The sequence below is a fragment of the Aliidiomarina sp. B3213 genome, from assembly GCF_003290085.1.
GTDB lineage: Bacteria > Pseudomonadota > Gammaproteobacteria > Enterobacterales > Alteromonadaceae > Aliidiomarina.
On record NZ_QMKJ01000001.1, the window covers coordinates 453,262 to 467,131 of the forward strand.

General features: G+C 43.7%; 10 protein-coding genes. 3 read left to right on the top strand and 7 right to left on the bottom strand.

The features are described 5' to 3' along the window. Positions 1 to 1,704: a DUF3466 family protein gene (locus DQX04_RS02205; RefSeq protein WP_111914161.1), complete on the top strand. Its 1,704-nt coding sequence runs from the start codon at positions 1 to 3 to the stop codon at positions 1,702 to 1,704. A gap of 166 nt (positions 1,705 to 1,870) precedes the next feature. After that, positions 1,871 to 2,047 carry a ribosome modulation factor gene (gene rmf, locus DQX04_RS02210; protein WP_111914162.1) on the top strand — a complete coding sequence of 59 codons (177 nt, stop codon included), beginning with the start codon at positions 1,871 to 1,873 and terminating at the stop codon, positions 2,045 to 2,047. 73 nt (positions 2,048 to 2,120) lie between these two features. Here the strand turns inward: rmf and fabA are convergent, their stop codons facing one another. Both fabA and DQX04_RS02220 read right to left on the bottom strand, forming a co-directional pair. Further along, entirely contained in the window at positions 2,121 to 2,630 is a 510-nt protein-coding gene (gene fabA, locus DQX04_RS02215; protein ID WP_111914163.1) for a 3-hydroxyacyl-[acyl-carrier-protein] dehydratase FabA, read from the bottom strand. A gap of 71 nt (positions 2,631 to 2,701) precedes the next feature. Beyond that, positions 2,702 to 4,681: a Lon protease family protein gene (locus DQX04_RS02220; protein WP_111914164.1), complete on the bottom strand. Its 1,980-nt coding sequence runs from the start codon at positions 4,679 to 4,681 to the stop codon at positions 2,702 to 2,704. A 106-nt stretch (positions 4,682 to 4,787) separates the two neighbouring features. Between DQX04_RS02220 and DQX04_RS02225 the strand changes: the two genes are divergently transcribed. Further along, the gene (locus DQX04_RS02225; RefSeq protein WP_111914165.1) at positions 4,788 to 5,585 is read left to right on the top strand and encodes a MipA/OmpV family protein; all 798 of its coding nucleotides are present in this window, start codon (positions 4,788 to 4,790) and stop codon (positions 5,583 to 5,585) included. Here DQX04_RS02225 and DQX04_RS02230 read toward each other — a convergent pair. The 5 genes from DQX04_RS02230 to DQX04_RS02250 all read right to left on the bottom strand — a co-directional run bounded on the left by DQX04_RS02230 (position 5,582) and on the right by DQX04_RS02250 (position 13,868). Then, positions 5,582 to 6,253 (bottom strand): CatA-like O-acetyltransferase, encoded by a 672-nt coding sequence (locus DQX04_RS02230; protein ID WP_165831919.1) that lies wholly within the window; start codon positions 6,251 to 6,253, stop codon positions 5,582 to 5,584. The genes DQX04_RS02225 and DQX04_RS02230 overlap by 4 nt on opposite strands. A gap of 175 nt (positions 6,254 to 6,428) precedes the next feature. Continuing rightward, positions 6,429 to 6,794 (bottom strand): energy transducer TonB, encoded by a 366-nt coding sequence (locus tag DQX04_RS02235; RefSeq protein ID WP_111914167.1) that lies wholly within the window; start codon positions 6,792 to 6,794, stop codon positions 6,429 to 6,431. Positions 6,795 to 6,885: 91 nt separating this feature from the next. Beyond that, the gene (locus tag DQX04_RS02240; RefSeq protein WP_111914168.1) at positions 6,886 to 7,392 is read right to left on the bottom strand and encodes an LEA type 2 family protein; all 507 of its coding nucleotides are present in this window, start codon (positions 7,390 to 7,392) and stop codon (positions 6,886 to 6,888) included. Then, positions 7,385 to 10,258 (bottom strand): FHA domain-containing protein, encoded by a 2,874-nt coding sequence (locus DQX04_RS02245; RefSeq protein WP_111914169.1) that lies wholly within the window; start codon positions 10,256 to 10,258, stop codon positions 7,385 to 7,387. The genes DQX04_RS02240 and DQX04_RS02245 overlap by 8 nt, the downstream gene beginning before the upstream one ends. Before the next feature lie 13 nt (positions 10,259 to 10,271). Next, positions 10,272 to 13,868 (bottom strand): right-handed parallel beta-helix repeat-containing protein, encoded by a 3,597-nt coding sequence (locus DQX04_RS02250; protein WP_111914170.1) that lies wholly within the window; start codon positions 13,866 to 13,868, stop codon positions 10,272 to 10,274. Between the last annotated feature and the right edge of the window lie 2 nt (positions 13,869 to 13,870).

Genomic DNA, 13,870 nt, shown 5'->3' on the forward strand with positions numbered 1-13,870 from the left:
ATGCAATTTAATAAGAAGTCTGCAGCCATTGCTATCGCGGCAATTCTTTCTGGGGTCAGCGCCAGTGCACATGCAAATCAAGGTTACGAGATAGTTGAAGTTGGAACCCTACCTACCGCATTCTCAAGCGTAGGAACGGATATTAACGATTCAGGTGTAGTCACAGGCTATGGCTACGATATTCTAAATCAACCTATACGCGTTGACTTGTTAGATACCGAGGCAGACATTTTTGCGGGTATCGAAGATTTCAATAACCTAACCGCTGGTGAGTACAGATTCCTAAGAAACTATTTGTTGACCACCGGCGGCGCGATTAATAACCCTACATTCCAAAAAATAAGAATTGCTGAGGGTTTTACCTTTGACGGCAACTTTATGTCGTTAAATGATGTCTTCGATGAAATTGAGCCAAATACAGGTACATTGTCTTACAGTAACTCATTCTATCCTCAGAACATTGATAATTCAGGGAATACCATTGGAACAACTCAAGCTCCTTTCATACAGCAGTTGGGCCAAACAGCACAAGGTGACGAAGTAGAATACTTTACACCCGCTCGTTTAATGTCTGGTTATTGGAGCAATGGTGCATCGATTACCTATTTAACTGGTGCAGACGATTTGATTTTTGGTGGCGTGTCTAGAGCTTCTGCAATGAACGACTCAGGTCAAATTGTGGGTTTTGCAGGTTTAACCAATCGTACGTCATTGCAACTCGCTTACGAAGACTGTATTGCTGAGGAAGTTGAGAACAACAACGGTGATCTTGTTCCCAACGATCAGATTCCACTAGGTGCATGTATCTATCGTGTTTGGGCAGCGGCTGAATATAATGGCTCGTACCGTGTTCCTCTATATAACGAACAAGCCTACATGTGGCAAGTAGATGCAAACGGCAACGTGCTATCAAAGCAGGCGTTAGGTGTTACTTTTGAAGTTCCTGAAGACTCAACAGGTTTTGTGCGTAGCCATGCGTTAGATATAAACAACAATGGCGTTGCCGTTGGTTATACTGACTTCCGTGAAGGAGACAACCTGAGCAATTTCGCAGATATTTATACTGCAGACGGGGCACAGCAAATCTTTCCTGAAGACGCAGACGGCTATGGTCAAAGTCAGGCATTGTTAATTAATGACAACGGTTATATTGCTGGTTTGTCTTCATTGATTGTTGGCACAGGCTATGCGTCTAGAATGTTTATCACGACAGTAGACGAAGCAGGACAAGCTGACGGTGTTGTTTATCCAGACGGATTCTTCGCAGATTCAGAATGGGTTCCACGTGACATTAACAACCAAAACCAAATTGTGGGTCGCGCTGAAACAGAAGAGCAAACTTCACAAGGCCGCACTAGTGGTTTCCTATACGACATCGAGTTAGACGTAGTTACTGACCTGAACGATGTACTTCCTTGTGACAGTGGTTATCGAATTATTGAAGCAAAAGCGATTAACGAACAGGGTGAAATTTTGGTTATCGCCATGACAAACCATGAGACCACTGTTGACGGACGTGACTTTGAAGGTGATTCTGTGCAAGCGTTAGTATTGCGACCTAGTGATACCGCAACACCGTGTGATGATGGTGATGATTTACAGAAACGTGAAGGCGCCTCTGCTTCGCCAATTCAATTAGGGTTTTTAGCGTTGGTAAGTGTATTTGCCTTTATTACACGTCGTAAGAAATTAAAAATTAAATAGTACTTTTTGTTCTAAATAAAAAACTAGCGTGATCTCAACTTGTTAAAAATATTGAGTTGATTTCGCGCTTTTTTGTCATTGAACTTTCTTCAAATTGTAACTATCAAATAAGAGTACACATTAAAAAATGTACATTGATAGCAAGACATTTATGAGGAAGCGAAATATGAAAAGACAAAAAAGAGATCGTCTTGAAAGAGCACATTCACAAGGGTTTAAGGCTGGAGTAGGAGGCCGCTCAAAAGAAAATTGCCCTTATCAGAATGGAGATATTCGCTCAGAGTGGTTAGGAGGTTGGCGAGACGCAATGGAAGCCAGAAACGACGGACTCTACCAACGGTAATAACCTGATTTTTAGAACCCTATCAATACAAAAAAGCCCAGCAAAAGCTGGGCTTTTTTGTGAATGAACGTACTTAGAACGTCGAAGTGTCGGTAAACAAACCAACTTTTAAATCTTTCGCGGTGTAAATAACGCGGCCATCAACTTCAACTTCTCCGTCACCAATCCCCATAAATAAACGTCTTTTAATTAAACGTGTCATATTTATGCGATAGGTTACCTTTTTAGCGGTAGGTAATATTTGTCCGGTGAACTTCACTTCACCCACACCTAGAGCTCTACCTTTGCCAGGTCCGCCAGAGCAGGCAAGGTAAAAGCCAAGTAGTTGCCACATAGCGTCAAGGCCTAAACAACCTGGCATTACAGGATCACCTTTAAAGTGACAGTCAAAGAACCAAAGATCGGGTTTAATGTCGAGCTCCGCTTCAATATAACCCAGACCTTTCGTACCACCTTCAGGGTCCATTTTAGTTACTCGATCCATCATCAACATGTTTGGTGCTGGTAAACGGCTGTTTTCAGGACCAAATAACTCACCGCGACCACATGCGAGAAGCTCTTCACGGCTATAAGATGACTGCATAAAAATACCTTGTTGTTAAATGTAAGCGCATAGACTAGCGAACAGGTGTACGCTGAACAAGTCCGAACAGTTTATTTTCGACTAAATAAACGACTCCATAGGCTATTTTCAACTTCATGCTCATGATTCGCCTGGCGTAAACGATACTTAACGCGACTCGATATAGAGTTTTCAAGCTCTTCGTTATCAGAGCCAAACGGCGTATCTAAAAGCTTCTCTAACGCTTGAAACACGTGGCTCGCGGTATAGACGTGAAATAAACCTTGTTCTACAGCTGAGCGTATTTCGGCACTTAAATGCAGGTTCCATTGATTTGAGGCAGGGATAATAACGCCATGGTTTCCGTCTAACCCCCGTGATTTACAAATTTCGTAATAACCACTGATTTTTTCGTTGATACCACCAACAGCCTGAACATTACCAAATTGATCGATAGCTCCGGTAACTGCGATCGACTGGATGACCGGTATATCACTTAATGCGGATAGAAGGGCGCATAGCTCTGCAAGAGACGCGGAGTCGCCGTCAACCTCATGGTAAGACTGTTCAAAGACCAAAGTGGCTGATAATGGCATAGGCTCTTTTCGAGCAAACAGATTGGCTAGAAATGCGGTAAGAATCATTACACCTTTGGTATGAATGCTACCACTTAACTCAGATTTCCGTTCGATATCGATAATATCACCATCACCATAATGAACTGTGGCAGTAATACGAGAAGGCTCGCCATATTCGATACCCGTCATGGTCACGACGGTAAGCCCGTTAATTTGCCCAACAACTCGGCCGTGTGTTTCGATTTGAATCTGGTTTTCCGTAATCTGACGCCAATTCATTTCGGCAACACGGCTACCACGATATCTTTGCAGTTGTGCCGCTTTCTCCACGTGCTCTCGCTCAATCACCTGGCTTTCATGCTGATCGGCTATCTCGTCTACTTCCTCTAACAATTGAATTAACCGAATCGCGTCTAGACTGAGTTCCTTTTGGTGTTCACAGAGCGCCGTAGACCATTCTAAGAAGCTCGCAACGCCTTGTTCAGTAAAAGGGCGGTGGCGTGTTTTCTGTTGCAGGTACGCCATGTAGTTGCCATACGCTTCAATATTTTCATGCTCGGTATGAAAAGCCGTGGAAAAGTCTGCGATAAAGGGGAAGAAATTACTGAAATCAGGATCTAACTCTTCTAGTTGATGAAACAGCTCCGCAGGGCCGGCTAATAGTACTTTGATATCCAATGGCATAGGTTCTGGTTCGTAAAACAAAGCAGCAGACTGTTCCAGCGTATCAGGCCAGTCTACCTCACCGGTTCGTAAGGCGTGTTTTAAGCGAGACCATAGTTGCGGTTCTGAAAGAAGTTCAGCAGCGTCAATAATTAAAGTTCCGCCGTTGGCGCGATGTATTGCACCTGCTCGAATTAAATGTAATTCACTTGAAATGGTGCCATTAAGACTTTGGCTTTTAATTGAGCCGAACAGGCTAGCGGCTGTGACTCGGCGACAATACTCAAAAGGGCGTGCATTTTCATTAGATACGAGTACTGACGCTAATTCATTGCCTGGAAGATCATCAAATGTTTTGTCGAAAACAAGCTCTAAATACGCACTAAGCGCAGAAGAGGGGAATTCAGTCATCAAATCTTCTTTCGCTTGAGTACGTTTATCGAGCTCTAGCTCTAAGAAGTAATAAAGCTTTTCCACAAAAACCACAGCGCTTCCATGGGGTAACCAAATACAAATGGGCTGATATGCGGTTTCTGGGTTGGCAACGTATACCCAGTCGTAACGGATTTTATCAGGGAAGGGTAATGCCTTAGACGTTTCATTAAGGATATCTTCAGCAATAAGGCCAGGTGTTAAAGCAATATAGGCATGACTATATTGCGACCTTGAACGTAAAGCCTGTTGTAGAGCTTGTAATGCACGCTTTTGCCCCACTAAAGCACTAGGCTGATGCTCTTTATCCAGGATAGCCTTTAGCCAGTGGCTAGAGTCGGCTGTAAGTAGATGGGTAGGTAACTTTACTAAGTTATCAGCATGTACCATTTTGGTCATCGCGTTTCCTGTGCTCCAAATTTCATTGATTTGCGTATGATACTGTAGTTACAAACGATTGCACTGTTTAATATTATGGATATGCGCATATTTTGGGGAATAATAAATGCAAAGCACTATTACAAAATGTAATTTTAAATTGAGTTTAGTTGCGCTCGCAGCTTTTAGTTCCAATCCAGCGTTTGCCCAAGAGCAGCAAGGCACTCATGAACGCAGTCAAACAAGATTTTCGGTTGGTGTTGCGGTGATAAGTTCAACTGAAGCATATTTAGGTCAGGAAACAGATACTTTGGTTGTTCCTGCTATCAGTTACGAAACAGAAAATTGGTATTTTAGGGGGATTGAGCTCGGGTATCGGCCGGAAATACTAAGAGAAAATGGCTTGGTTGTCTTCGCTACATACTCTAACGCAAGCTTTGACCCGGACGACAATAGCAACGCGCAACTTCGAGCATTAGATGAACGACCGTTTCGCATTGATTCAGGACTAAGGTACGAGCAAGATTGGATGCTCGGCAAGTTCTCTGCAGAAACAGCCATAAACTTAAGGGACTTTGATACTGGCGCACGAGTTTCGCTTCAAAATGCTTATCCATTAAGCGACAAGCCATACATATTCCAACTATCACCGTATATTGGCGTGAATTATTTAAGTAAGGATTACGCCAACTATACATATGGCGTAGACACGCAAGATACTGAAATATCGGGCCTAAACACTTACCAGTTAGGTTCTACATATACCGTAGAATATGGTCTTTCTGGTTATTTCCGAGTGAATCGACACTGGACGCTAGCTGCTAATATAAAGTTAGAGCACTTGAGCCAGGACATTAAAAACAGCCCATTAGTGAGCGATAGTACCAACCAAAGCGCGTTTATCTTCGTTACATATTCGTTCTAAATTAGGCTTTCTAGCTTATTAAAGAACAATGCAGCGTCTGAACCGTCGGCTAATGCGTGGTGTAAATGCAGTGAAATAGGCATTTCGTAAGCACCGTTGGCTGACTTTTCGCATTTCCCGACCGAAACCTTAGGCACGCTGTCCAAGCGGGAGAAATAACGCGCGTGAGATAGGCCTGTAAATTTAATCCATGGCAGCGCAGAGAAATGGATAACGTCCAACCTAGGTTCAGAGCCTAGAGATTCAGAAAATAAAGCGTTAGAGCGTTGTACAGAATCATTTTCCCGCTGAGCAGCAGCCATAAATGTCTCAAATGATTCTTGGTATGGAATGAGAGAGTACGCAAACGTTTGATCTTCGCGCATTTGCGTAGTGGACGCATGAATGTTGTCGAAACTCCAAACTTCGTTGTCTGTTGGCATACGAAGCTTTAAAGCCGGTATATCGTTACAAGCCTGAAGAATACGATGTAAGTACAGGTAATAGAATGACTTACCGGTAGCTTTCGACTCGTCATAAGTTTTACTGCAGTCGACATTAACGGTTAGACCAAAATATGGTTCTTCAAATTCACGAAAAAACAAAAAGTGTTCGCGACGTTTCCAAGTTCGAATATCTACGTTTGAATACGAACTTAGAAACGGAGGCACGTTATTGCAATTCGACATGAAATCACCGTTTAGGTTTTCCACAGGACCAAGGAAACATAAGACCATTGTATGTAATTGAATTCAAGCCTGTATTTCGCGGCACATAACATATAACTGCGCATAATATATATTATGTTAAATTAAGTATTATAGAAGATATCCTCAAGAGTTCGCACTAACCTCGCTTAGTAATCTATAAAGAATACTGACAAGTTGAGATTAAACCTTTTTCAGATTCTTCAGAGTTGTTTATCGAAAACACCCAATATGAAATAGACTCTGTGCAACTCGTTTCAAATACTCCTTCCGGAGAGCATTCCAATACTTCAATATTCTGTGGGCTGCTTAAGGTACCAAACATAATGTCGTAAGAAACACGACAATAACCTTCGATTTGATCATTAACAGCTTCTTCTGGGTAAATCGGGCCGACATGTATTATTGGTTGGATGTTTTGCCGATTTTCGACAGCATTTTCTAATGACGCATTCGCGAAAACCGCCGTGGTACTGAAGCTTAATATCAACACAAATGGAATTATTATTTTTGTAAAGGTCATATCTCTATTTCGCTCTTAATTGTTTTAGGTATCGCCCTACAAAAAAGGAGCCGAAGCTCCCTTTTAATAATTAACTTAAGACCAAGTCGAATTATGCCGATTCATCTTGCTCGTTATAATTCAACGTGAACGGCACTTCGTGTGTGCCAAAACGTGTTTCGATAATACCTATGCCTTCTACACGAACTGGCGGTAATCCACGGTTACGTGCGACGCTTAGACCGGAGTTTATTAAGTCCGAGGTACTTAGGTGCGACGTAAACCGAATCACATTAGTACCGCCGTCTGCCGGTATTTCAATGGTTTCATTGCTGCTGCCTGTAGTTACCTGGTTGTCTTGTAGGTAAACCGTGTAGTCGATTTGGTTTAGTGTGATATTTATGGGACTGTCATTGAGTATTTCTACGGCAATTTCTATGTCCATTGCTGGAGCTGGAATGCCAAAAGCGCCCTCTCGTGTGGTTATTTGCGCATCCACACTGCGAATCTTATATGTAACCTGCTCTTTTATATTCTCTTTTATCGCTGAGCAGCCAATCGTAGCGCTCAGAATAAGAGCGCTACAGGTTGCGATAACGAGTTTGCTGAATTTACGCATTATCTCTTCTTCTCAATATAAAGATGACAAACAATAACGGTATAACAATGAACCCACCTAGCACACTAAGTACTGTTGTACGGTCAGTTTTTGCTTCGCCGTAGTTACGTTCTGTAAGGTTTCTAAGCTCTAAACATTGAGTCATTACGTCAGACTCATGCAGAGGCTCTTCAATACGCTCCTTACAGAAGGCGTCGTGATCGGTTTCTGCATCGTAAATTGCTGTCATCTCTTCCAATGACCAGCGTGTCGGTATGGCTTGTGCTATGTAATAAGCCACTTTGCCGTCGCTTTCATGCATTTGTTTAACCGTCATCATACCGCCACCAAAAATGATCATCGGCAGCAATACTATAGGTATAAGCGCTAGTGCTTGCGACTGGGACTTCGAAAATGCCGAAACCAATAAACCGATACTCAATCCGGCCATAGAGGTGAGGAATACCAGTAAAGTCATCCACCAAATTTCGTTTTCAAAGCCTAGTTCAAACGGCGTCGCGAAATAAGTAATACCCACCAGCAAACCGGTTTGAATAGCACAAAGCGGAGCTAGTATGACGAATTTAGAGAACACATAAGGCAGTATTTTTATACCCACCATGCGTTCTCGCTCATAAATAGCCTTTTCCGCTACAATTTCCCTAGAAGCGTTGGTATTACCGAACCACACAGCGGCGATTGCCAATACAAACATAAGCGTAAACGCCATACCCGGTCGATTCACGTCACCCATATATGCTTCTTCAGAGAATAGTAGGCTTACCATAACCGCAATCAGAGGCGCCTGTGCAAGTAAAATGGTGGTGTTTACACGGTCTTTAAGCTTAATGCGTAAGAACCGCCCTGCCAGTATAAAGAGTTGCTTAATACTTGAAGCAGACTCCTTCTTGTTGCCTTCAAGGTTTTTCGCCTGGCCTTGGCGTTTCGTTACATAGTCTTGATGCTCAGGGCTCTGTAAGTATTTTTGTTTCCAGAAAATACCTTTACTGTTTCGATCTTTTCTAGGATCCAGCTTATCTTCCCCGGCCTGAGTTTCCCCATTATTTAAGCCAATTAACGCGTTGTCTGGATTGTTCAACAGTCCTGGGTCATCGTTACCTGGATTAAAGAACTTAATAGAGTTCGGATACGTGGGACCATAGTAAGCAAGCTTACCGTAGCTTAGAATAATCTGGCTATCCATGATCTTATAGTTGTCGAAACTCGGTTGGTGAATGGTAATAATGATCGTTTTACCTTCATCAGCAAGCTTTCGCAGAAGTTCCATAACCATCTTCGTATCTACGGCAGATAAGCCCGACGTTGGCTCGTCTAAGAAGATGATCTTAGGATCTGCAAGTAATTCCATGGCTAGGTTTACACGTTTACGCTGACCACCACTAATGCCTTTTTCTGTCTCTGGGGAGCCAATTAAAGTGTTTTCAACACCTGAAAGGCCAAGTTTCGCGAGTGTGTCTTTGATTAGCGTTTTTACTTCGTCTTTCTTCATGTCTGAAGGCAGGCGCAATTTTGCATAGTACGCCAATGCTTCATACACCGTAAGTTCTGGGTGAACGATGTCGTCTTGCGGTACATAACCAATCATGGTTTTGAACAAGTTATAGTGCTCATAAATGTCCATGCCGTTTATGTACGAAGAACCTTTAGTTGGCTTATCGTAGCCGTTCAAAGCTTTAAGGAATGTGGTTTTACCCGCCCCAGAAAGGCCCATTAAACCGACAAACTCACCAGGGTTTACAGTTAGGCTAATGTCGTCTAATAAACGAACGTCTTTGCCAACTACCTTGGTGATATTCTTGGCTTCTAGCGTAAGTCCATCTAACGTGGTTTTCTTCACCAACGAGGTGATTTTCTCTTCGCTATCGAAGTCGAACGAGAAGGCGTATATACCCAGAAGTATCTCGTCGTTTTTACGTAATTGTGTCGGGTTCTTAATAAGCACGCCATTTACATAGGTACCATTTGTCGAACCTAAGTCTTCAATCACATAATGGTCACCAGACTTAGTAAACTTCGCATGGCGCCAAGACACACTTGGGTGAGAAATATAAACGTCAGATTCTGGGTTACGACCCACAACGACGCTGTCTTGAGAAACCTTTATTCGCCCTACTTTCTCAACGCTATCTTCGTTTAATACCGACAAAATACGGTCTGAAAGTAACTTATAGCTTCCCAAATAAATGGTTTGCCCAGGCTCAATTCTGAACTCATTCATTCGGTTATGGGGAGAGTTTAAATATGTTCCGTTGGTACTGTCGTTATCTACCGCAATCCAACTACCGTCTGCACTTTTTTCAATTTTGAGGTGGGTAGACGATACAACCGGTGAGTCCACTGCTATGTCGTTAGAAAGGCCACGACCGATAGTAAAAGTTCCCTTCGACTTAAATACCTTTGTGCCTTGAGCACCTGTACTCGCTTGGCTTGGTGCTGGAGAAGCGCTTGCGGAAGCTTTTGCTGAAGGAGATGCTACTTGAGTTTTGTTGCTGTCCACTGCGTTGCTAGCGGATGCAACTTGGGTTTTGGCTGAGCCTTGTGGTGAAGACTGAGGCTGTGACTGAGGTTGTGGTATTTCAACGAGAAACCCAGCTTCTTTGTCACCGAATGATAAGTGCATGCCTTGTTGTAAATGAATAGGCTCACTTTCAGGAATGCGCTGGCCATTAATATAGGTGCCGTTGGTTGAGCCCATGTCTTCAACCGTTAAGACCCCACCTTCGTTGACTATTTTTGCATGAGTACCTGAAACGAAGTCTGCCGACAATACAATGTCGTTACGCCCTGCTCGGCCCACTAAACTTGTTCCGGCGGGTACGTGAATGTCTTTGGCCCAATTATTTTGAGTTTTTAATAGCACAGCCACATCCTCTCTTGTTTTATTGTCTCACCGGCGAGGAGTCATCACTGATGTCCCATGCCTGGTTCATATTTCCAGAGATCTCGTTATTCTGATAAGTACCACGACCAGAATCGTAAACTCGAATTCCTTCTCGATTCATATAGATTGAATTACCAACTACGGTTGGGTTTGCCCCACTTCGCACGGCAATACCCGAGAATCCATTATCGTGAATATCATTATCTCGGTATTCACCAGTTGCATTGTCACGAATAAACAAGCCACTTTCTGAACTCTGGCTTATTTCATTATTGACTACGCTTGGCGAACCACCAGTGGTAACTAAGAATCCAGCAAAGCCGTTCGAAGCTATTGTATTGTTGCTGAATGTTCCACGACCGTTATCAAGAACCGCTACACCGCCCTGTTGGTTACTGCGAATACGGTTATTGGTGATCTCTGGTGCAGAGTCTCCTCTTACAACCACACCGTAAACCTCGTTGTCGCGAATATCATTGTCGTTCACAGTACCGCCTGCAGAGCTTAAGAAGCCAATACCTTCACGGTTGTTCTCAATACGGTTATTCTCAAAGACAGGGGAGCCACCGTTACGAATCACTACGCCATAAAGCGGATTGTTTGAAATTTCATTATTTGTAAACTGGCCGCGGCCTTGGTCAAAAATATGAACGCCGTGTTGCTCGTTTTCTGAAATAACATTACCTGAGAATGTTGGGTTCCCAGATGCTGTAACCAAAACACCTGCACTTAAGTTCTGAGTGATGGTGTTGTTTTCGAACTCTCCTCGAGCGTTGTCTAGTACCAAAACACCACCGCGTTGGTTTCCGGTAACGGTGTTACCGCTAAATGTTGGGTTCACGTCGTTTTCAATACGAATACCGAAGTCGGTGTTACCAGAAATGACATTATCGTTAAAAGTACCGCTGCCCCCAGAGAAAATGAAGATACCGTTACTGTTACTGCCACGAATCAAGTTCTCAGTAAAAGTTGGGCGTGCGTCTGCGGTTACAATAACATTTGCAATTTCATTGTCATAAATCTCATTGTCAGCAAAGTTGCCTGTGCCGCCGTCAATAATAATGACACCGCCTTGACGGTTGCTGTAAATACGATTGCTCTGAATGGTTGGGTTAGTGGCGGTTTCTAAACGAAGACCGAACTCTGTGTTGTCATGAATAAGATTGTTCACGTATTCACCAACACTGTTGTTGTAAATGACGATACCGCTTTGACGACTGCCGTGAATATTGTTGCCGTCAATGCGCGGCGTTGCACTGTTGTTTACAGCGATTACAGAAGCCGAGTCTGAGATTATTTCATTATTTATTAGTTGGGGCGATCCGCCGTCTATAAACACTGCGTAACTCAGTTGCTGTCTAGAATTAGTGCGAACCGTAAGGTTTTCAATGCGTGCGTTAGTTTCAATAAGGTACAAAGCGTCTTGCTCATCAGCAATAAGCTGAACTTCACTGCGTTCGCCCTGACCCACAAGCGACACATCTTTTTCTATTCGAACCGGTCCTGCGTATTGACCAGGCATTACACGGATAACGGTGCCCGGTAACGCAAAGTCTACTGCTTCTTGCAAGTTGCTAAAATCTGCTCCGCTTGGAGCAACGGTTAAACCATCTGAACTCGAGTTCAGTCTTAACAAACGTCTTTCAGCTGTTTCTTGGTTCTCACAAACCTCGCAATTGGTAAGGTATTCCTGATAACTAGAAACATCGTCAGCGGCAATTGCTGCGTCCCACAACGCTTGCTCACCTTCAAGCTGAGCTTGCTGCGCTAATCGCATTTGCAGTGCAACTTCTACATCTTCTTTGGCTACACAACGAACGCAGTTATCTAAATACGCTTGCATGGCTTCCACAGTACCTTCTTCATTCACTGCTGCGTAAAGCGCATCTTCTCGCTCCATGGCCGCCCTTTCGGCTTCAATTTCTGCAATTGCCTGCTCTGCCTGATCCTCCTGCTCACAGACTTCACAACTATTCAGATACCGTTGGTAGCCAGTTATACTGCCGTCTAACGAAGACCATAATACCGCGTCGCGCTGACGCCCCTGCCTTGCAGCCTCTTCAGCCGCAGCTTGTTGTTCAGCGGTTTGTTGAGCACGCTCTATTTCACCAATGCGATTTTGCGCATTACGGCGATCTTCACAAAGCTGACATTCACTTAAATAGTCACGATAAGATTCAATGCTGTCTGTTTGACGAGCAGTTGTGAATAATTGAGCGTCGCTGTCGCGCTGTCGCTGCTCGCGTTGTCTGCGCTCTCGCTCTGCTGCATCAGCTTGTTCTTGTGCAATGCGGTCAGCTTCTATTTGGCGTAACTCTGCTAAACGTGACTCTGCGTCGCCTTGATGTGCGCATTCCGCACATTCGCTTAAATAGTTCTCATAACCGGCAATGGTGTCTGCTTCTTGTGCGGTTAACCAAGCCTCATCAACGGTTTCCTCTTCTTCAACTTGTGCTGTTTCTATGTCGGAAGTTTCAGATTCTGAAGTGTCGCTTGTTTGCACGACTTGATCGCCTTGATCCGGCTCTTCGTCAGACGGCGATAACACGGTAAACCAAAGAACAGCGCCCACTGCAATTACAGCCGCTAAACCACCACCAATAATTGCTGGGGTTTTGCTTTTGCTCTCTGCAGATGACTCAGGTTTATTTTCTTTTGGCTCCGGGACGACAGGAGCTTCCTGTTGTGCAGACGGCGCTGCTGCCGGTGCTTCTGAGGCAACTTGTCCAAGTAAACCTTTTTGGAAGTCGAATGCGTTTTGATAACGATCTTTTGCCCAAACGCTTAGCGCCGTGTCTATTGCAGTAAGAAATTCATGATCAAAGCGCCCTTCGTGCTCGCTACCCGAAAGTTTAGGTTGTGGGTCGTCCTCTAAACGATTGGGCGCTTCTTCTGGAAGTTTCTGAGCAATGGCTTGGTACATACAACCAGCAAGGCTGTAGAGATCGAGAGCTGGAGTAAAGTCGCCTTTCGATCGATATTGCTCCCATGGTGCAAAGTGAGGCGTTAGCACTTGAGTTAGCGCTTTACTCTTATTACCTATCGCTAAACGTGCGGCACCAAAGTCGATAAGCACAGGATTACCGTTGTCGGTAATGTATATATTTTCTGGCTTAATATCGCGATGCAGTAAATTACGCTCGTGAATGTATTTTAAACCCTCAAGAATAGGTACAAACAGTTGCTCTAACTGTTGCTGGTTGGGATTCTTATTACTCTTTATCCACTCATGCAAAGTAATCCCTTTCAGGTAAGGCATTACAAAATAAGCGGTACCATTAGCTTCAAACAAGTCGCTTACTTTTACGATGTTTGGATGGCTTAACTGGTTGAGTATCCGCGCTTCGTTGAAAAAGCTCGTCATTCCCCAATTAAACAAATCTTCTTCTTGATGGCTCTTTGGCGTTACCGTACTCGTGGCACGGTCTCTTAGTGCACTCTCGGGAAGATATTCTTTTATAACGTGAAGTGTATTGAGCAGTGTGTGCTCTGCTAAATAGGTAATACCAAACGCACCAGAACCCAATTCACTTTTGATTCGGTACGCGTGTAATATTGTGCCTTCTGACAAAGCATCTATACGACTAGACTGCATAA